At 63.3% G+C, this 18170-nt stretch carries 18 protein-coding genes; 8 read left to right on the top strand and 10 right to left on the bottom strand.

Annotation, left to right across the window (positions count from 1 at the left end; genetic code table 11):
- Nucleotides 1-13 precede the first annotated feature (13 nt).
- Nucleotides 14-925, bottom strand: coding sequence for a LysR family transcriptional regulator (locus tag VGH41_RS22970; protein ID WP_331599921.1), 912 nt, complete (start codon nucleotides 923-925; stop codon nucleotides 14-16).
- A gap of 142 nt (nucleotides 926-1067) precedes the next feature.
- Here VGH41_RS22970 and gcl point away from each other — a divergent pair, with 142 nt between their 5' ends.
- From gcl to VGH41_RS22955, 3 genes are all read left to right on the top strand, one after another.
- Nucleotides 1068-2843: a glyoxylate carboligase gene (gene gcl, locus VGH41_RS22965; RefSeq protein WP_331599920.1), complete on the top strand. Its 1776-nt coding sequence runs from the start codon at nucleotides 1068-1070 to the stop codon at nucleotides 2841-2843.
- A gap of 120 nt (nucleotides 2844-2963) precedes the next feature.
- The gene (otnI, locus tag VGH41_RS22960; protein ID WP_331599919.1) at nucleotides 2964-3773 is read left to right on the top strand and encodes a 2-oxo-tetronate isomerase; all 810 of its coding nucleotides are present in this window, start codon (nucleotides 2964-2966) and stop codon (nucleotides 3771-3773) included.
- Nucleotides 3774-3831: 58 nt separating this feature from the next.
- Nucleotides 3832-4740 (top strand): 2-hydroxy-3-oxopropionate reductase, encoded by a 909-nt coding sequence (locus VGH41_RS22955; RefSeq protein ID WP_331599918.1) that lies wholly within the window; start codon nucleotides 3832-3834, stop codon nucleotides 4738-4740.
- A 259-nt stretch (nucleotides 4741-4999) separates the two neighbouring features.
- On the opposite strand, the gene VGH41_RS22950 is transcribed toward VGH41_RS22955, so the two are convergent.
- The 8 genes from VGH41_RS22950 to VGH41_RS22915 form a co-directional block, all read right to left on the bottom strand.
- A complete protein-coding gene (locus VGH41_RS22950) occupies nucleotides 5000-6421 on the bottom strand; it encodes a UbiA family prenyltransferase (RefSeq protein WP_331599916.1) in 1422 nt (473 codons plus the stop codon).
- A gap of 132 nt (nucleotides 6422-6553) precedes the next feature.
- A complete protein-coding gene (locus tag VGH41_RS22945; protein WP_331599915.1) occupies nucleotides 6554-7036 on the bottom strand; it encodes a GtrA family protein in 483 nt (160 codons plus the stop codon).
- Between the two features lie 304 nt (nucleotides 7037-7340).
- Entirely contained in the window at nucleotides 7341-8372 is a 1032-nt protein-coding gene (locus VGH41_RS22940; RefSeq protein WP_331599914.1) for an asparaginase, read from the bottom strand.
- 127 nt (nucleotides 8373-8499) lie between these two features.
- Complete coding sequence (locus VGH41_RS22935; protein WP_331599913.1) at nucleotides 8500-9426, bottom strand: CysB family HTH-type transcriptional regulator; 927 nt, start codon at nucleotides 9424-9426, stop codon at nucleotides 8500-8502.
- Nucleotides 9427-9460: 34 nt separating this feature from the next.
- Nucleotides 9461-10519 (bottom strand): sulfate ABC transporter ATP-binding protein, encoded by a 1059-nt coding sequence (locus VGH41_RS22930; RefSeq protein ID WP_331599912.1) that lies wholly within the window; start codon nucleotides 10517-10519, stop codon nucleotides 9461-9463.
- 12 nt (nucleotides 10520-10531) lie between these two features.
- On the bottom strand, nucleotides 10532-11488 hold the full coding sequence (gene cysW, locus VGH41_RS22925; protein ID WP_331599911.1) for a sulfate ABC transporter permease subunit CysW: 957 nt from the start codon (nucleotides 11486-11488) through the stop codon (nucleotides 10532-10534).
- The gene (gene cysT, locus VGH41_RS22920; RefSeq protein WP_331599909.1) at nucleotides 11485-12375 is read right to left on the bottom strand and encodes a sulfate ABC transporter permease subunit CysT; all 891 of its coding nucleotides are present in this window, start codon (nucleotides 12373-12375) and stop codon (nucleotides 11485-11487) included. The genes cysW and cysT overlap by 4 nt, the downstream gene beginning before the upstream one ends.
- Nucleotides 12376-12532: 157 nt before the next feature.
- Nucleotides 12533-13573, bottom strand: a complete 1041-nt coding sequence (locus tag VGH41_RS22915) for a sulfate ABC transporter substrate-binding protein (protein WP_331599908.1) — start codon at nucleotides 13571-13573, stop codon at nucleotides 12533-12535.
- 302 nt (nucleotides 13574-13875) lie between these two features.
- Between VGH41_RS22915 and lexA the strand changes: the two genes are divergently transcribed.
- The 3 genes from lexA to VGH41_RS22900 all read left to right on the top strand — a co-directional run bounded on the left by lexA (nucleotide 13876) and on the right by VGH41_RS22900 (nucleotide 15676).
- Nucleotides 13876-14526 carry a transcriptional repressor LexA gene (gene lexA, locus VGH41_RS22910; RefSeq protein WP_331599907.1) on the top strand — a complete coding sequence of 217 codons (651 nt, stop codon included), beginning with the start codon at nucleotides 13876-13878 and terminating at the stop codon, nucleotides 14524-14526.
- Between the two features lie 31 nt (nucleotides 14527-14557).
- On the top strand, nucleotides 14558-14911 hold the full coding sequence (locus tag VGH41_RS22905) for a hypothetical protein (protein WP_331599906.1): 354 nt from the start codon (nucleotides 14558-14560) through the stop codon (nucleotides 14909-14911).
- A 120-nt stretch (nucleotides 14912-15031) separates the two neighbouring features.
- On the top strand, nucleotides 15032-15676 hold the full coding sequence (locus VGH41_RS22900; protein WP_331599905.1) for a DUF2939 domain-containing protein: 645 nt from the start codon (nucleotides 15032-15034) through the stop codon (nucleotides 15674-15676).
- On the opposite strand, the gene VGH41_RS22895 is transcribed toward VGH41_RS22900, so the two are convergent.
- Nucleotides 15673-16143: a universal stress protein gene (locus VGH41_RS22895; RefSeq protein ID WP_331599903.1), complete on the bottom strand. Its 471-nt coding sequence runs from the start codon at nucleotides 16141-16143 to the stop codon at nucleotides 15673-15675. The genes VGH41_RS22900 and VGH41_RS22895 overlap by 4 nt on opposite strands.
- A gap of 240 nt (nucleotides 16144-16383) precedes the next feature.
- Here VGH41_RS22895 and nodI point away from each other — a divergent pair, with 240 nt between their 5' ends.
- Together nodI and VGH41_RS22885 are read left to right on the top strand one after the other, a co-directional pair.
- A complete protein-coding gene (gene nodI / locus VGH41_RS22890; RefSeq protein WP_331599902.1) occupies nucleotides 16384-17298 on the top strand; it encodes a nodulation factor ABC transporter ATP-binding protein NodI in 915 nt (304 codons plus the stop codon).
- A gap of 31 nt (nucleotides 17299-17329) precedes the next feature.
- Entirely contained in the window at nucleotides 17330-18157 is an 828-nt protein-coding gene (locus VGH41_RS22885; RefSeq protein ID WP_331599901.1) for an ABC transporter permease, read from the top strand.
- Nucleotides 18158-18170: the final 13 nt, after the last annotated feature.

The raw sequence follows: 18170 nt of genomic DNA, 5'->3' as shown, positions 1-18170 counted from the left end.
CGGGCGGGGAACTTCATCTTTCACGGCTCCAATAGTCCGGCTGCGCGTAGATTTTCTTCAAATAATCAATGAAGTAGCGCACTTTCGCCGCTACGTAGCGCTGCTGCGGATAGACCGCGAGGATGTCGTAATCGGGCAGCGCGAACTCGTCCAGGACGGTTTCCAGTTCGCCGTTTGCCAGTTGCCGCTGGATTTCCCAGGTCGAGCGCCAGCCGAGTCCATGGCCTTCCGATACCCATCGATGCAGTAATTCGCCGTCGTTGCAATCCAGGTTGCCCGAGACACGCACCGTCGCGAGTTTGCCGTTGCGACGGAAATACCAGCCGCGATTCTGGCCGCCCTGCAAATTGAACGCGAGGCAGTTGTGGCGCGGCAGGTCATCGAGCGATTTCGGCTTGCCGTGCTTCTTGAAATACGCCGGCGTGCCGCAGACCACCCGGCGGTTATCGGCGAGTTTGACGGCAACGAAGTTCTGATCGACCGCCCCGCCTATGCGGATCGACAGGTCATAACCCTCGCGGATCAAGTCAGCTACCCGGTCATTCAGGTTGAACGACATCTGCAACGCGGGTTTATCGATGAGAAACCCCGGCGCGTGCGGCGCCACATGCATTCGTCCGAACGCCGCCGGGGCTGAAACGATTAAGTGGCCATCAACGGTGCGCTGGCCATCGGCGAGTTCGTCTTCCGCCTGGTTCCAGTCAGCGAGCAAACCACGGCAGCGCTCCAGGAACGCCGCGCCCTCCTCGCTTACCACTAGACGGCGCGTGGAACGGTACATCAGCTTGACACCCAGACGCTTCTCCAGCGCGTCAATACGCCGCCCCAAAATAACTGGCGACACCCCCTCCTCCAGCGCCGCCGCAGCCAGACTGCCGGCCTCGGCGACCTTTACGAACGTCTCAATCTGCCTGAAGCGGTCCATTGTCATGCCTCCATTCCGTACATTTTGTATCGGATAAAACAACTTTGGCTGATCTTATCAACACTCCGGCAACCGCATAAAGTCCCCTCAACGACATTGCGCATCGGCGCGATGCAGCAGAACACAATGGAAGGAGACACTCATGACAAAAATGCGAGCAGTCGACGCAGCCGTTCTCGTGCTGGAAAAAGAAGGGATCGAAATGGCCTTCGGCGTTCCGGGCGCGGCGATCAACCCGTTGTACTCCGCCCTGCAACGCGCGGGCAGCATCGGTCACGTGCTGGCGCGCCATGTGGAAGGCGCGTCGCATATGGCCGAAGGTTATACGCGGGCGGCGCCTGGCAATATCGGCGTGTGTATTGGCACGTCGGGACCGGCGGGAACGGACATGATCACCGGGCTGTATTCCGCCCAGGCTGACTCCATCCCGATCCTCGCGATCACGGGCCAGGCGCCGCGTGCGCGTCTTTACAAAGAAGACTTCCAGGCCGTCGATATTGAATCGATCGCCAAGCCGGTGACAAAGTGGGCCGTGACCGTGCGCGAGCCGGCGCTCGTGCCGCGAGTGTTCCAGCAGGCGTTTCACCTGATGCGCTCCGGCCGTCCGGGCCCGGTGCTGATCGACTTGCCGATCGACGTGCAGCTCGCCGAAATCGAATTCGACATCGACACCTATGAGCCGCTGCCGGTCTACAAGCCCAAGGCGACCCGCAAGCAGATCGAAGCGGCGCTCACGCTGCTCAACGACTCGGAGAAACCGCTGATCGTCTCGGGCGGCGGCGTGCTCAACGCAGCCGCGGAAGATCTGCTCGTGCAGTTCGCCGAAATCGTGGGCGTACCCGTGATTCCGACGCTGATGTCGTGGGGCGCGATTCCCGATGATCACCCGCTGATGGCCGGCATGGTCGGCTTGCAGACCTCGCACCGCTACGGCAATGCGACGATGCTCGCCTCCGACTTCGTGCTCGGCATCGGCAACCGCTGGGCCAATCGCCATACAGGCAGCGTCGAGGTTTATACCAAGGGCCGCAAGTTCGTGCACGTGGACATCGAACCGACCCAGATTGGTCGCGTGTTCGGGCCGGATCTCGGCATCGTGTCGGACGCGAAAGCCGCGCTCGAACTGTTCGTCGAAGTGGCGCAGGAATGGAAAGCCGCCGGCAAGCTGAAGGACCGCAGCGCATGGATCGCGGACTGCCAGCAACGCAAGCGCACACTGCAACGCAAGACGCACTTCGATAACGTGCCGATCAAACCGCAGCGCGTGTACGAGGAAATGAACCAGGTGTTCGGCCGCGACACCTGCTATGTGAGCACGATCGGTTTGTCGCAGATCGCCGGCGCGCAGTTCCTGCACGTCTACAAGGCGCGCAACTGGATCAACTGCGGCCAGGCCGGCCCGCTCGGCTGGACGATCCCGGCGGCGCTCGGCGTGCGTGCCGCCGACCCGCAACGGCCAATCGTCGCGCTTTCGGGTGACTATGACTTCCAGTTCATGATCGAAGAGCTTGCGGTGGGTGCGCAATTCAAGCTGCCGTATGTGCACGTGGTGGTCAACAACTCGTACCTCGGTCTGATCCGCCAGGCCCAGCGTGCCTTCGAGATGGACTTCTGCGTGCAACTCGCGTTCGACAACATCAACGCGCCGGAAGTGAACGGCTATGGCGTGGATCACGTCGCGGTAGCTGAAGGCCTCGGCTGCAAGGCGATCCGCGTGTTCAAGCCGGAGGAGTTGAAGCCCGCGCTGCAAAAAGCCCAGTCGATGCTCGCCGAGTTCAACGTGCCGGTGATCGTCGAAGTGATCCTCGAACGCGTGACCAACATTTCGATGGGCACCGAAATCGACGCCATCAACGAGTTCGAAGAACTGGCTGAGAAGCGTGAGGACGCGCCGACCGCCATCAGCATGCTCGACTGAGCTTGCTTGCCTTATCGCTCATGTGGAGACGGACGCGTGTAACGGACGCGTGTAACGGACGCGCCTGAATCTGCATGAGCACAGTTGTCCACCTTGACCGACCATCGAGACACCCAGACCATGCCGAAATTTGCAGCCAATCTCACCATGCTGTTCAACGAAGTCCCGTTCCTCGACCGCTTTGCGGCGGCCGCGGACGCGGGCTTCAATGCGGTGGAATTCCTCTTTCCCTATCCGTACCAGAGTGCTGAACTGGCCGAGCGTCTGCAACAAAACCGTCTGAAGCTCGTGTTGCACAACCTGCCCGCGGGCAACTGGGAAGCCGGCGAACGCGGCATTGCCTGTCTGCCGGATCGCGTAGGCGAGTTTCAGGAAGGCGTCGGCCGCGCGATCGAATATGCGAAGGCATTGAAAGTGCCGCAACTGAACTGTCTGGTCGGCATTCCCGGACCGGGCGTCGACGCTGGCCGCGCGCATGCGACGATCGTGGACAACCTGCGCTTTGCCGCCAACGCCTTGAAGCAGGAAGGTATCAAGCTGCTGGTCGAGCCGTGCAATTCGTATGACATCCCTGGTTTCGCGCTGAACCGCTCCGCGGAAGGTCTCGATGTGATTCGCGCAGTCGGTTCGGACAACCTGTACCTGCAGTACGACATCTATCACATGCAACGGATGGAAGGCGAACTGGCCGCGACGATCAGGAAGAACCTGGCGTCGATCGCGCACATCCAGCTTGCCGACAACCCGGGCCGTAACGAACCGGGCACTGGCGAAATCAACTATCCGTTTCTGTTCGACCTGCTCGACTCGCTCGGTTATGACGGCTACGTCGGCTGCGAATACAAGCCGCGCACGAGCACCATCGAAGGCCTCGCCTGGGTGCAAAGCGTCGCGGGCCAGATTCGCGGCGCGGCGCACGTGGCCGCCTGAGCGGACTCCGCAGACGCAAACCGACACTCGCCCACCCACTCACTGGAGACACAATCACATGGCAAAGATTGGATTTATCGGCCTCGGCATCATGGGCGCGCATATGGCGCGCAATCTCATCAAGGGCGGTCATTCGCTGTTCGTCAACGGCGCCTATCCGGTACCGGAAGATCTGGGCAAGACCACCACGGTGGTTGCGGATTCAACGGCTGTTGCGCAGGCCGCTGACATCGTCATCATCATGGTGCCGGATACGCCCGACGTCGCCAACGTGCTGTTCGCCGACGACGGGGTGGCCAAGGGCCTCACGCAGGGCAAGCTGGTGATCGACATGAGCTCGATCTCCCCGCTCGACACGCAAGCGTTCGCGAAGAAGATCAACGCGCTCGGCGTCGATTACCTCGACGCGCCGGTTTCCGGCGGCGAAGTCGGCGCGCGTGAAGCGTCGCTGACGATCATGGTGGGCGGTCCGGAAAAAGCGTTCGCACAGGCCAAGCCGCTCTTCGAGCTGATGGGCAAGAACATCTCGCTGATCGGCGAGAACGGCGCGGGCCAGACATGCAAGGTTGCGAACCAGATCATCGTCGCGCTGAACATCGAAGCGGTGGCCGAAGCATTGCTGTTCGCGGCCCGCTCGGGCGCGGATCCGGAACGCGTGCGCCGCGCGCTGATGGGCGGCTTCGCATCCTCGCGGATTCTCGAAGTACACGGCGAGCGCATGACGAAGCGCACCTTCGATCCGGGCTTCCGTATCGAACTGCATCAGAAGGACCTGAACCTCGCGCTCGACGGCGCACGCAAGCTGGGCATCGCACTGCCGCATACGGCGAGCGCGCAGCAACTCTTTAGCGTGTGCGCAGCGAACGGCGGCAAGGCGTGGGATCACTCGGCCATGGTGCGCGCCCTCGAAATCATGGCGAACTTCGAAGTCGCTCAGGCGCCGGGTAAGGAAGTCAAGGCAGCTTGATGACGTACCGGCGGCCGTGGAAACGGCCGCCGCGAGTACGGTTGCCGCACGGCGACCGGCAGGTGGGGCGTCCGATGCGGCGTGCAACACGCTCGGCGCATCGGGCAAATCGTGCCGCTCTGGGCTGAGAGCGGCAAGTGGGGTCCGCAGCGGCACCCGGCAGCGCCGGGGAAGCCTTGGTCGGTCAGACGTCGCGGTCGGGTGTCCGGCTGTCGGATTTCACGCTTGTCTCACGCGCAGGACACCTGCTCCCCGCAGCCTAGATCGCCAGCGTCATGCACGCTCCGCAAAGCGCGATCACCGCAACACTGACGCGATCCTTGAAGGCAAATACGATCGGGTCGTCATGCATCTGTCCGCGAAACGCGAACATCCAGATCCGGCTCACCCAATACAGCGTCAGCGCGAACACCGCCCAGAGCAACTGCGGATGGCGGTACAACAGTTTCAGTTCCGGCGAATTCAGATAGAGCGCCAGCACGAGGACCGCCAGATAGGCCGACGACGTGCCGAACGAGCGCAGGATCGACATGTCCTGCGTGATGTACCCGCGCCCGGCCGCCTCCATCTTGCCGAGCCGCAAGATGCTTTCGAGCTCGACGTAGCGCTTGACCATCGCAAGGCTCAGGAAGATCGGCACGCAGAACAGGATGAGCCAGTACGACAGCGGAATCGCATCGGCAGTGCCGCCTGCGATCACGCGCACGGTATACAGGCAGGCAAGCGTGAACACGTCGACCAGAGCCATGCGTTTGAGACTGAACGAATACGCCACCGTCGCGGCGAGATAAGCAGCCAGCACGACGCCGAATTTCCATGGCAGCAGGAGCGCCAGCGCGCCGCCCGCGACCAGTAGTGCGATCGTCATCACAATGCCGAACGACAGCGGCAGACTGCCTGACGCAAATGGCCGGCTGCGCTTGCGCGCATGGCGGCGGTCCGCGTCCAGATCGAGCATGTCATTGAGCAGATACACGGACGATGCGCACAGGCTGAACGACGCAAACGCGATACAGGCTGCCACGATCGAAGCGGGATCGGTGAACTTGTGCGCGGTAAACAGCGGCACGAAGATCAACACGTTCTTCACCCATTGATGCACGCGCATTTCCTTGAGCACGAGCGGCAGCAACTGGCGTTTGCGTTCGAAGAAAATGATTGCCTCATTGACCTTGCGCGCGGCCGCGGCGATCTGTTTGTCGCCCACCACGATGGCACGCCGCGCCTGGCGCCACACGGGTACGTCCGCCATTGCGTCGCCGCAGTAGTCGAAACCGCCGTCGCCGAACTGCTCGACCAGCGCCTTGGCCTTGTTGCGTCCAAGCAGGTTGTGATCTTCGGTGCTCGACAGCACGCCGGAGAACAGGCCGAAGTGATCCGCGACCTGATTGGCGAAACGGCGATTGGATGCGGTGCACAGATACAGCGAGCGGCCCGCCGAATGTTCGTCGCGCAGATAGTCCACGAGTTGCGTGTTGTACGGCAGCACGCCGACGTCGATCGTCACGCGCTTCGCGATCTGTTCCTTCAGATAGGCCTTACCGCGCAGCATCCAGCGCAGGCAAAGGAAAATCGCCAAGGGATTCTGCTTGACCAGAACGAAAAAACTTTCGAGCAGAAAGTCGGTCCGCGTGAGCGTGCCATCCAGATCCACACACAACGGGATCGTTGCGCTAGCCATGTCTACCTCGCCACCTGATTATCGGATCGTGGCCGCGCATGCGTCGTGCGCGCGCCGCAAATGAACATCCGCATTACATGTGACGATGCTAACGATGCCGTGTCCGAACCACTGTGCGCCAGCGCACTACCTTCATGCGAAGACGAAGCGTTTGTCGAGTTGGTACTTGGTGAAGTAGCCGAGGATCAGTCCGAGCGCGCCGCCGCAGAGACGTGCGGTCTCGGAGTGGAACAGCGCATCCGCCGCGAATTCGACACCCCAGAAAACAAAGGTCGTGCCGAGCCCCATCACGACGTACATCACGAAGGTCTGTACGCCATGCGCCACGCTGCGGTGGGGATAGTGGAAAATCCACGCTTTATCGAGCGCGTATTTGATGATCAAACCGACCGCCGTGCCGACGCAAACGGAGAGCAGCACCGCGAATGGGCCCTGGTAGAGCCAGAACGCGAGTTTCTGGCTGCCGAGGTTGGCCACGATCGAAATGGCCGCGAAGATCGCATACCACGCGACGAGCCGCGAGCCGCTGAACGGTGCGCCCATCGCGCCGCTGTTGCTGATGCGCTCCTGTGCGTACGGCTCCGTAGCGCCCGATTCTGCTGTACCCAAAGCCATCACGGCCCTCCTGCTCACCTGCTTGATAGGGTTGCCGGCAGCGGATGCATGACCGGCATGACGCCGATCCGGAGCATTCCCGCATACGACACTCTCCGGAGGATCACAGCCGGTAGCGCCGATCGTAGCGGCGCCAGCCTGGCCGCACCGTGTGGTACCTCACAAAGCGGCCAGCAAACCGGCGAAATTCAGCGGCACGCGCCGACCGGCGGCGACCAGCGGCGACGCAGAAATGGCAACGCGGCGGCAAGGGTCCTCCCCTCGCCGCCGCGTTTGATGTGACTGGCGCCACGAAGCCGCGCGCTCAATACCTGTCGAAGACCTTCTGCAATGCCACGCCGCCCGTAGCACCGGCCGCCAGTGCCAGCATCAGCAGCACGCGCGCCTTGTACGGGTTGAGCGAGCCCGCCGTCACGAAGCCGAGCACGTCGTCGGGCGCCGCGCCGTTGCGCATCACATGCCCCGAGCCGACCCGCGATGCGCGCACCACCACGACGCCTTGCGTCACCGCGTCGGCCAGCGCCTGCTGCATGGACGCGTGAATCGAGCCATTGCCCGTACCCGCCACCACGATGCCGCGCACGCCCGCCGCCACCAGGGCATCCACCGTGATCCGCGAGGCTCCCGCGTAGCTCGTGACGATCTCGACGCCGGGCCACTTGTCGCCAATCACGAATTCCGTGTCGACGGTATGCGGGCGCAGCACGGCGCGCTGAAACTCGACGCGGCCATCCTGCACCCAACCCAGCGCGCCGATTTCCGGCGACTGGAATGCATCCACCGCGTACGTGCTGGTCTTCACGACGTCGCGCGCGCTGTGAATGCGGTTATTGAACGCGACCAGCACGCCCTGCCCGTGTGCCGCCTTGCTCGCCGCCACCGTTACCGCGTTGAGCAGATTCAGCGGACCGTCGGCGGAAAGCGCGGAGGCCGGACGCATCGCCGCGGTCAGGACGACCGGCTTGCTGCCCTTCACCGTCAGATGCAGCAGGTAGGCGGTTTCCTCGAGCGTATCGGTACCGTGAGTGATGACGACACCGTCGATCTCGTCGCTCGCCAGCAGCGCGTTGACGCGTTGCGCCAGCGTGGTCCATAACGCCAACGCCATGTCCTTGCTGTCGACGCTGGCAATCTGCTCAGGCTGGATCTGCGCGACCGTGGCCAGCGCGGGCACGGCTTCGACCAGACGGTCGACGCCGACCACGCCCGCCTTGTAGCCCGAAGTATTGGTGACGTCGGCGGCCGAGCCGGCGATCGTGCCGCCCGTCGCCAGCACGGCAATGCGCGGCAGCGCGCCGGCTGGCGGCGCTGCGGAGGAAGAAATCGAGATATTCATGGCGGCGATTGTAAGCGATCCGCCGCACGCCGCCCCGCGTTCGAAACTGTATGGCCGCGGCCGTGAAGTCACCCGAGCGGACGTGCCGGCTCAGGCCTCAAGCCGCGTCAGCCCACTTCCCATTACTTCACGCCACTTCGCGCAGTTGCGCGGCAATGTCCGCTTCCTTCAGCTGCGGCGCGAACATTTCCAGCAGACGATACGCATAGGCCCGCAGGAACGCCCCCTTGCGCAAACCGACCCGCGTGGTGCTCGCTTCGAACAGATGCTGTGTATCGAGCGCGACCAGTTCCGTATCGCGCTTCGGATCGTAGGCCATCGCGGCGACCACGCCGATCCCCATGCCGAGTTCGACATAGGTTTTGATCACGTCGGCGTCGATCGCGGTCAGCACCACATCGGGCAACGCGCCCGATTTCGCAAACGCCTGGTCGATATGCGAGCGGCCGGTGAAATCCTGGTCGTACGTGACGATCGGGAATTCGGCGATTTCATCGAGCGTCAGGTTCTGACGTCCCACCAGCGGGTGGTCTTTCGGCACCACCACGATGTGGTGCCACGAATAGCACGGGAACGTGACGATATCCGGAAAGCGGTCGAGCGCTTCAGTCGAAATGCCGATATCGGCCTCGCCGTTGATGATCATCTGCGCAATCTGTTGCGGACTGCCCTGGCGCAGCGCCAGATGCACCTTCGGGAACACCTCGGTGAACTGGCGGATCACCTTGGGCAGCGCGTAGCGTGCCTGCGTGTGGGTCGTGGCAACCACCAGGTGGCCGCTGTCCTGATCCGCGTATTGACGCGCCACACGGCGCAGGTTTTCAGCGTCGAGCAGCATGCGTTCGATCAGCTGATGCACTGCCTTGCCCGGTTCGGTCAAGCCCGTCAGACGTTTGCCGCGGCGGATGAAAATATCCACGCCGAGTTCGTCCTCGAGGTCCTTGATCTGTTTCGACACGCCCGACTGCGACGTGTACAGCACGTTCGCCACCTCGGTCAGGTTCATGTTCTGGCGCACGGCCTCGCGCACGAAGCGCAGTTGCTGGAAGTTCATGGGTATCTCTCCGGTTTGGCCGAAGTCAGGTTATTTAATGTGCGGGAAACACGCGCAAGGCGCGCGGCACGGCCGTCACGCCGTCGCCGATCCCGAGTTGCAGCGCGCGCCACGCTTCGCGATCCAGTTCGGCTTCGAGCACGTGGCCTTCGCGTCCTGCGAGTTCGACGCGCACCGAGCCGCCGAGCGTCACCACGCGCCGCACGCCGACCACAATGCCGTCCCGATGACCCGCGCCCTCTGGATAAAGTTGCAGATCGTGCGGGCGCACATACGCGAACGCGGGGCCTTCGAAACCGGCTGAAATGGCCACCGGCAACGCCGCGCCGTCCACCACGAAACCATTTTGATCGACCCGGCCGTGCAAACGGTTGGCCGCGCCGAGAAACTCATACACAAACGAGGTCTGCGGGTGATCGTACACGTCCTGCGGACTGCCCACCTGCTCCACGTGGCCGCGATTCAATACGACGATACGGTCCGCCACTTCGAGCGCCTCTTCCTGATCGTGCGTGACGAAGATAGTCGAGATATGCAGATCGTCGTGCAAGCGCCGCAGCCAGCTGCGCAATTCCTTGCGCACCTTGGCATCCAGCGCGCCGAACGGTTCGTCGAGCAGCAACACCTTCGGCTCGACCGCCAGCGCGCGCGCCAGCGCAATGCGCTGGCGCTGACCGCCTGACAGTTCCGACGGATAGCGCTGCGCCAGCCAGTCCAGTTGCACGAGCTTCAGCAATTCATGCACCTTTTCGCGGATCACCGCCTCGGCCGGCCGCTCCTTGCGCGGCTTCACGCGCAGGCCGAAGGCGACGTTTTCGAACACCGTCATGTGCCGGAACAGTGCGTAATGCTGGAACACGAAGCCAACCTGGCGCTCGCGCGCGCCGACGGTCGCCACGTCCTGACCTTGCAGCACGACCTGGCCCGAGTCGGCATATTCCAGGCCGGCGATCACGCGCAGCAGCGTGGTCTTGCCACAACCCGACGGTCCGAGCAGCGCAACCAGTTCCCCCGGTGGGAAATCGAGCGAAACGTTATCGAGCGCGGTGAAATCGCCAAAGCGCTTTTGCAGGTTACGAACGGTGATGCCCATTGATGATTCCTCTTATTGGACCGGGTGCTGCGTCGATGAAGACGGCAATACGGCGGGACCGGCGTGCGCGGGAAGCTCGCGCCCAGCCGCCAGTTCCGCGGACATATGGCGCTCGGCGAGCAGCTTCAGACCCAGCGTCACCAGCGCCAGCAGCGCGAGCAGGGAGGCCACGGCAAACGCTGCCGAAAAGTTGTATTCGTTGTAGAGAATTTCGACGTGCAGCGGAATCGTGTCCGTCTGACCGCGAATATGACCGGACACGACGGAGACCGCACCGAACTCGCCCATGGCGCGCGCGTTACACAGAATCACGCCGTACAGCAGGCCCCATTTGACATTGGGCAGCGTGACCCGGCGAAAGGTCTGCCAGCCGGATGCGCCGAGCACATGCGCGGCCTCTTCCTCGTCGTTGCCCTGAGCCTGCATCAACGGAATCAGCTCACGGGCGACGAACGGGAACGTCACGAAGACCGTCGCCAGCACGATGCCCGGCACCGCGAAGATGATCTGCACGTTGTGATCCTGCAGCCAGGGACCGAACCAGCCCTGGGCGCCGAACAGCAGCACATAGACCAGACCCGAGACGACCGGCGACACCGAAAACGGCAAGTCGATCAAGGTGGTCAACAGCGCCTTGCCCTTGAATTCGAACTTGGCGATGCACCATGACGCAGCCAGTCCGAAGGCCAGATTCAGCGGCACCGCAATCGCGGCGGTGAGGAGCGTCAGCTTGATCGCGGAGACGGCGTCGGGATCGACGAGCGCGTCGAAGTACACCCCAAAGCCCTTGCTCAACGCCTGATAAAACACCGCGACGAGCGGCACGACCAGAAACAGCGCGAGAAACAGCAGCGCGATGGCCGTCAAAACCCAGCGTACGAGACGCGGTTCGGTCACCGGATCGGCCCGACGTGCGGCGTTGGCGGCTGCGCGCGACACCGGCGGCAAAGCGGCGGAATCATGGCTCATTGCGCGCCTCCCGTGGCCGCCGTCGCGACGGGCAGCGCCGGCGCCGCGGCGCCACGCTTCGTGCGGCGCTGCAGATACCACTGCAGCGTGTTGATCAGGAGCAGCATCAGGAACGACACCACCAGCATCACCACGGCCAATGCCGTGGCGCCCGCGTAGTCATACTGTTCGAGCTTGGTGATGATGAGCAGCGACGTGATCTCCGATTTCATCGGCACGTTGCCGGCAATGAAAATCACCGAACCGTATTCGCCCAACGCGCGCGCGAACGCCAGCGCGAAACCGGTCAGCAGCGCCGGCAACACGGCGGGCAGCACCACCCGGCGAAAGGTCAGCCAGCGCGAGGCGCCGAGGCACGCAGCAGCCTCTTCCTGCTCGCGCTCGAATTCTTCGAGCACCGGCTGGACGGTGCGCACCACGAACGGCAAGCCGATGAAAGTCAGCGCGACCAGCACGCCGGCCGGCGTGAAGGCGATCTTGATGCCGAGCGGCTTGAGAAACTGGCCGATCCAGCCATTGCCTGCGTACACGGCGGCGAGCGAAATGCCGGCCACCGAGGTGGGCAGGGCAAACGGCAGATCGACGACGGCGTCGACGAGGCGCTTGAACGGAAACGTGTAGCGCACCAGCACCCACGCGACGAGAAAGCCGAACACCGCATTGATCAGCGCGCCGCCGAGCGCGGAGAAAAACGTCAGCCGGTACGACGCCAGCACGCGCGGCGAACTGACGGCGCGTACGAACTGGGCCCAGTCGAGCGTGGCCGTCTTGAGAAAGGTGGCCGCGAGCGGAATCAGCACCACGAGGCTCAGATACGCCACGGTGATGCCGAGCGTCAGGCCGAAGCCGGGTAACGCGCTCGGCTTGCGGAAGGTCAACGTCGTCATGCTGGATGCTCTTTCTGGGTTAAGCGCTGGCGGCCGGTTCGTTCAAGGCGTGGCCAAAGCTTCGTCAACAGGTGGCCAAAAAGCGCGCCTCGCGGGGCGCGCCTGCTTGCGTCTTGCCGCTGCATGCCGGGGCGCGTGGCGGCGCGCCCTGCGTGCATCACTGCGGCGAATAGATCGAGTCGAACACGCCGCCGTCGGCAAAGTGCGTCTTCTGCGCGTTCGCCCAGCCGCCGAAGCTGTCATCCACCGTGTACAGCTTGAGCTTCGGGAACTTCGCGGTCAGCGCGGCCGGCACCTTGTCCGAACGCGGGCGGTAGAAGTTCTCAGCGGCGATCTCCTGGCCTTGCTCGCTATACAGGAAGTTCAGATACGCCTCTGCCACCTTGCGCGTGCCGTGCCTGTCCACCACCTTGTCGACCACCGCCACCGGCGGCTCGGCCAGAATGCTCACGGACGGCACCACGATCTCGAACTTGTCCGGGCCAAATTCCTTCAGCGACAGAAACGCCTCGTTTTCCCAGGCAATCAGCACGTCGCCGATACCGCGTTGCACGAAGCTCGTGGTCGCGCCGCGCGCGCCCGAATCGAGCACGCCCGCATTCTTATAGAGCTTCGAGACGAAGTCCCTGGCTTTCTGGTCGTTGCCGCCCGGTTGATGTTCGGCATAGGCCCACGCCGCCAGATAGTTCCAGCGCGCGCCGCCCGAGGTCTTCGGGTTCGGCGTGACGATCGACACACCCGGCTTGATCAGGTCGTCCCAATCCTTGATGTGCTTCGGATTGCCCTTGCGCACGAGGAACACGATCGTCGAGGTGTACGGCGCGGCATTGTCGGGCAGGCGCTTTTGCCAGTTCCTGTCGACGAGGCCCTTGCTGGCCAGCGCGTCGATGTCGTAGGCGAGCGCGAGCGTCACCACGTCAGCCTGCAGGCCGTCGAGCACCGAGCGCGCCTGCGCGCCCGAGCCGCCGTGCGACTGCTTGAAGGTAATGGTTTCGCCGGTTTGCGCCTTCCATTGCTTGCCAAACGCCTGGTTGACCTGCTGATACAGCTCGCGCGTCGGATCGTACGAAACGTTCAGCAACGTCGGATCCGCCGCCTGGGCCTGAGCCGCCAGACCAAGCACCGCTGCCGCGCCGAGCGCCAGCGCGGTAATGAGTTTCCTGGTCTTGCCTGCCAGCCCCGTGCCCTGATAGTTCATCCACCTTCTCCGCTTTGTGGTTTATGGGTCAACGCCTGTTGTATGCCGCGCGCCGCCGCTGTGCTGCGAGTGGAGGCCAGTCTATCGAAGCGCCTTCATCATTAAAAATAATGTTTCTTCATTTTTTAATACGCAAAAGTGGTAATGACAGCCAGACGCGGCGTTGCGGCACGAAAACGGTTGCATGAACGCCCGCGAGCGGCGTTGTAACGCCACCCCGAACCGTGAACTTAAAGTAAAGCTTGAAATGCGCCGGATACTGTATAAAAATACAGTCACCTGTCTATCCATACAGTGGCGCCATGACCAAACTCACCGCACGACAGCAAGAGGTTTTCGAACTGATCCGCCGGGCAATCGAACGCACCGGCTTTCCGCCCACCCGCGCGGAGATTGCCGCCGAACTGGGCTTCAGCTCGGCCAATTCGGCGGAGGAACATCTGCGCGCGCTGGCCCGCAAGGGTGTGATCGAACTGGCGGCGGGCGCTTCACGCGGCATCCGGCTACTCGCCGGGCAGGACGACGCGCCGCACCAGTTCACGCTGCCGCATGCCAGCCTGATGCAGTTGTCGCTGCCGTTGATCGGCCGGGTGGCAGCGGGTAGCCCGATCCTCGCGCAGGAACACATCGCCCAGCACTACGCGTGCGACCCGGCGCTGTTCTCAAGCAAGCCCGACTACCTGTTGAAGGTGCGCGGCCTGTCCATGCGCGACGCCGGCATCTTCGACGGCGACCTGCTCGCCGTGCAAAAGAAAAGCGAAGCCAAAGACGGCCAGATCATCGTTGCGCGACTCGGCGACGACGTGACGGTGAAGCGTCTCAAGCGTCGGCCGAACGGTATCGAGCTGATCGCCGAGAACCCCGATTACGAAAACATCTTCGTTCAGGCCGGCAGTGCGGAATTCGCGCTGGAAGGCATTGCGGTAGGGCTGATTCGCCCTACCGAGTTCTGAACCCCGCCCTGAACATAGCCTGGAGAGATTCATGGAACGCCTTGCCCGTTTGCTGCCCTTCCGCCAGTTCGGTCGTCTGCGCCATCTGCGCAGCCTTGTGCCCTGCGCATCTGTCGAGGCGTCCAGTGTTACTGCGTCGTTGTTCGACGCACCTGCTCCAGACGCCTCGCATGGCTCGACCTTGCCTTCGGCATTGCCCGCCTTTGCGCGCGTGTCACTGAACTCGGGACTGAATACGGCGGAGCCGGCACGGCGCGCGCCGGTGCGCGTCTATCACGGGCCATCGCGGCTGATCATGGTCGGCACCGTCGATGCGGTATGCCGGATGATCGACCGTTGCATCGACGAGGAACGTGCGGGTTTGCAGAACGCGTTGTTCGAGTAAGCGGCTTGCGTGACTGACGCGCGCCTCGCCGGGCGTCGGACGATAGCCCGGATCGCGAAGGGATCGTTTCACCGCCGCTGTGGTCCATGTTAGATCACACATGACGGAGAGTTTCGTCCGATGGCTGTTTCAACACCTGCAAAACCCGGCTACGGCCGGCCGCTGGTCATCACGCTGATTGCCGTAGTCGTGGTTGCCGTGCTGGGGTACGGCTATGCGTCGCCCTATCTGGCTTTGGACCATCTGAAACGCGCAGCTGACGCGCGCGATGCGCAAACGGTCGACCAATACGTCGACTATCCTGCGTTACGTGAAAGTCTGAAGGAACAGGTAGCCGGCTTGCTGACGAGGCGGCTGCATGCAAGCGGCAATCCGCTCGCGGCGCTGGGCGCAATGATCGGCGTGGCGCTGATCGGCCCGCTGGTGGATGCCTATGCGACACCGGACGGCGTCGCGGCCCTGCTCAATGGGATGCCGCCGCGCGGCAATCCAGATGACCGGCCGCCGGCGCCGCCGGAAAATGCCTCAATCGGCACCACCCGCGGCGCGGCAAATTCAGCATCTGCCACCACTCAGGCTCCAGCTACACCAGCGCCGGCACAACAGCAACCACCCGTACCGCCGCAGACCACGGCCGGCTACCGCGGCATCAACGAATTCGTGGTCACGTATCAGCACGGCGTGGGCGACACACGCTATTCGGCGATCCTGCGCCGCGAAGGGTTGTTTTCCTGGAAACTGGCAGCGGTCAATCTGAACGGTTAAGCCGCCTCGGCTGCCTGCTGCTGCTCCTGCGCCGAAGAACAGGCCACGAGAATGCTGCACGAGACGCGGTCGAGCAACGGCGTATTGCCCGCGCCCATCCACCAGCGCGACAAACCGGTGCGGCAGCGATGCCCCACGACGACGAGGTCCACGTGCAGATCGTTCGCCAGATTCGCGATTTCGTCGATCGGGTGGCCAAACGCAAAATGACCTTGCGCGCTCACGCCGCGCTCGGTCAGCCAGTCGACGCCTTCCTGCAGGATGTCACGCGCGGTTTTCTCGAAGCTGCCGCACGCCACGTCGGTCAGGAGGCCCGCGCTCTGGGCAATGCTCGAGCGCATATCCACGACCGACAACAAATGCGTTTCCGCTTTCAGATCCAGCGCGAGGTCCGCCCCGCAACGCAGTGCCTTGCGGCCTTCGCGCGAGCCGTCGTAGCACAGCAGGATTTTCTGGTAGCTCGCCATGATGTTCTCCCTCCCGCGGTGATCGCAGGTCTGGCTTTAATCATGGTGCGCCGCAATTCGGCATGCAAGGGATGGAAAACGCTAAGTGCGAAAATGCCGCAATCCGGGCCATGACGCACTGCAAAAAGCCACGTCGGGCCACGCGCCCTGGTCAAACACCACGCCGCCGATGCCCTAGAATGAGCACCCTCACCGGCACTTCACGCCTTCGGAACGTCCATCGCCCCTTCTCATCAAGCTATGTCTGAAGCCGCAATCGAATTCCTGCAAGTCCAGAAACGCTATGGCGAGAAGACCGTCGTCGACGATCTGTCGTTTCAGGTACGCGCCGGTGAATGTTTTGGACTGCTTGGCCCGAACGGCGCCGGCAAGACTACGACGCTGCGCATGCTGCTCGGCATTGCGGCCCCGGACGCCGGCACGATCCGGCTGTGCGGCGAGCCGATTCCGTCACGCTCCCGGTTTGCGCGGGCGCGCGTAGGCGTGGTGCCGCAGTTCGACAATCTCGACCCCGACTTCACCGTCCGCGAAAACCTGCTGGTCTTTGGCCGCTATTTCGGTCTGAGCGCGGCCCAGACCCGCGCGATGGTGCCCTCGCTGCTCGAATTCGCGCGGCTGGAGAGCAAGGCCGATGCGCGCGTCGGCGAACTGTCGGGCGGCATGAAGCGACGCCTGACGCTGGCTCGCGCGCTCGTCAACGATCCGGATGTACTGATCATGGACGAGCCCACCACCGGACTCGACCCGCAGGCGCGGCATCTGATCTGGGAACGGCTGCGTTCGCTGCTCGCCCGCGGCAAGACGATTCTGCTGACCACGCACTTCATGGAAGAGGCCGAGCGCCTGTGCCACCGCCTGTGTGTGATCGAAGAAGGACGCAAGATTGCGGAAGGCGCACCGAACGAGCTGATTGCCTCGGAGATCGGCTGCGACGTGATCGAAATCTACGGTCCGGATCCTGTCGCGCTGCGCGACGAACTGGCGCCGCTCGCCACTCGCACGGAAATCAGCGGCGAAACGCTGTTTTGCTACGTCAACGACGCGGAACCGGTTCACGCGCGGCTCAAGCAGCGCACCGACCTGCGCGTCCTGCATCGGCCCGCCAATCTCGAAGACGTATTTCTGCGGCTCACCGGCCGTGAGATGCAGGACTGACGCAGGCCCCTCCCACACGCCAAGGCGCACCATGGACCTCCGCACCTACGACACTTCCGGCCACGCCGGCACCGCACGCGAGCGGTTCGCCGCGCTGCCGGCCAATGCAGTCAACTGGATCGCGGTGTGGCGCCGCAACTATCTGGTGTGGCGCAAGCTCGCGATTGCGTCGATGTTCGGCAACCTCGCCGATCCGATGATCTACCTGTTCGGTCTGGGCCTTGGCCTTGGGCTGATGGTCGGACACGTCGACGGCGTGTCGTACATTGCTTTTCTCGCCGCGGGCACGGTCGCCTCGAGCGTGATGATGTCGGCCAGCTTTGAATCGATGTATTCGGGTTTTTCGCGCATGCACGTGCAGCGCACCTGGGAAGCCATCATGCACACCCCGCTCACATTGGGCGATATCGTGCTGGGCGAGGTGATCTGGGCGGCCAGCAAGGCCATGCTGTCGGGCGTGGCCATCATGCTGGTGGCCGGCGTGCTCGGTTACGCGAGCTTTCCGTCCATGCTGTGGGCGCTGCCCGTGATCGCGCTCGCCGGGCTGGCGTTCGCCAGCGTCGCGATGATCGTGACGGCGCTCGCGCCGTCGTACGATTTCTTCATGTTCTATCAGACGCTGGCGCTCACGCCGATGCTGCTGCTCTCAGGCGTGTTCTTTCCGCTCGCGCAGTTGCCGCCCATTGCACAGCACGTCACGCAGTTGTTGCCGCTTGCGCATGCTGTCGACCTGATCCGGCCCGCGATGCTCGGCCGGCCAGTCGACAACGCGGCGTTGCACCTGGCGGTGCTGGCCGCTTACGTGGTCGTGCCGTTCTGCATTGCCGCCGTCCTGTTCAGACGCCGGATGATGCGCTGACGGACAACGGGCG

This window comes from Paraburkholderia sp. (assembly GCF_036488795.1).
Taxonomy (GTDB): domain Bacteria; phylum Pseudomonadota; class Gammaproteobacteria; order Burkholderiales; family Burkholderiaceae; genus Paraburkholderia.
Note: the sequence above shows the minus strand (reverse complement) of the source record. Positions and strands in the feature narration are given on the sequence as shown.

What these genes read in the sequence shown, in the direction of transcription:
- VGH41_RS22950 (WP_331599916.1), bottom strand. Translation starts at nt 6,421, where the DNA reads ATGGCTAGCGCAACGATCCCGTTGTGTGTGGATCTGGATGGCACGCTC.
- VGH41_RS22885 (WP_331599901.1), top strand. Translation starts at nt 17,330, where the DNA reads ATGGACCTCCGCACCTACGACACTTCCGGCCACGCCGGCACCGCACGC.
- VGH41_RS22945 (WP_331599915.1), bottom strand. Translation starts at nt 7,036, where the DNA reads ATGGCTTTGGGTACAGCAGAATCGGGCGCTACGGAGCCGTACGCACAG.
- VGH41_RS22900 (WP_331599905.1), top strand. Translation starts at nt 15,032, where the DNA reads ATGGCTGTTTCAACACCTGCAAAACCCGGCTACGGCCGGCCGCTGGTC.
- cysW (WP_331599911.1), bottom strand. Translation starts at nt 11,488, where the DNA reads ATGAGCCATGATTCCGCCGCTTTGCCGCCGGTGTCGCGCGCAGCCGCC.
- VGH41_RS22940 (WP_331599914.1), bottom strand. Translation starts at nt 8,372, where the DNA reads ATGAATATCTCGATTTCTTCCTCCGCAGCGCCGCCAGCCGGCGCGCTG.
- VGH41_RS22895 (WP_331599903.1), bottom strand. Translation starts at nt 16,143, where the DNA reads ATGGCGAGCTACCAGAAAATCCTGCTGTGCTACGACGGCTCGCGCGAA.
- VGH41_RS22955 (WP_331599918.1), top strand. Translation starts at nt 3,832, where the DNA reads ATGGCAAAGATTGGATTTATCGGCCTCGGCATCATGGGCGCGCATATG.
- lexA (WP_331599907.1), top strand. Translation starts at nt 13,876, where the DNA reads ATGACCAAACTCACCGCACGACAGCAAGAGGTTTTCGAACTGATCCGC.
- VGH41_RS22930 (WP_331599912.1), bottom strand. Translation starts at nt 10,519, where the DNA reads ATGGGCATCACCGTTCGTAACCTGCAAAAGCGCTTTGGCGATTTCACC.
- VGH41_RS22905 (WP_331599906.1), top strand. Translation starts at nt 14,558, where the DNA reads ATGGAACGCCTTGCCCGTTTGCTGCCCTTCCGCCAGTTCGGTCGTCTG.
- VGH41_RS22935 (WP_331599913.1), bottom strand. Translation starts at nt 9,426, where the DNA reads ATGAACTTCCAGCAACTGCGCTTCGTGCGCGAGGCCGTGCGCCAGAAC.
- VGH41_RS22970 (WP_331599921.1), bottom strand. Translation starts at nt 925, where the DNA reads ATGGACCGCTTCAGGCAGATTGAGACGTTCGTAAAGGTCGCCGAGGCC.
- otnI (WP_331599919.1), top strand. Translation starts at nt 2,964, where the DNA reads ATGCCGAAATTTGCAGCCAATCTCACCATGCTGTTCAACGAAGTCCCG.
- cysT (WP_331599909.1), bottom strand. Translation starts at nt 12,375, where the DNA reads ATGACGACGTTGACCTTCCGCAAGCCGAGCGCGTTACCCGGCTTCGGC.
- gcl (WP_331599920.1), top strand. Translation starts at nt 1,068, where the DNA reads ATGACAAAAATGCGAGCAGTCGACGCAGCCGTTCTCGTGCTGGAAAAA.
- nodI (WP_331599902.1), top strand. Translation starts at nt 16,384, where the DNA reads ATGTCTGAAGCCGCAATCGAATTCCTGCAAGTCCAGAAACGCTATGGC.
- VGH41_RS22915 (WP_331599908.1), bottom strand. Translation starts at nt 13,573, where the DNA reads ATGAACTATCAGGGCACGGGGCTGGCAGGCAAGACCAGGAAACTCATT.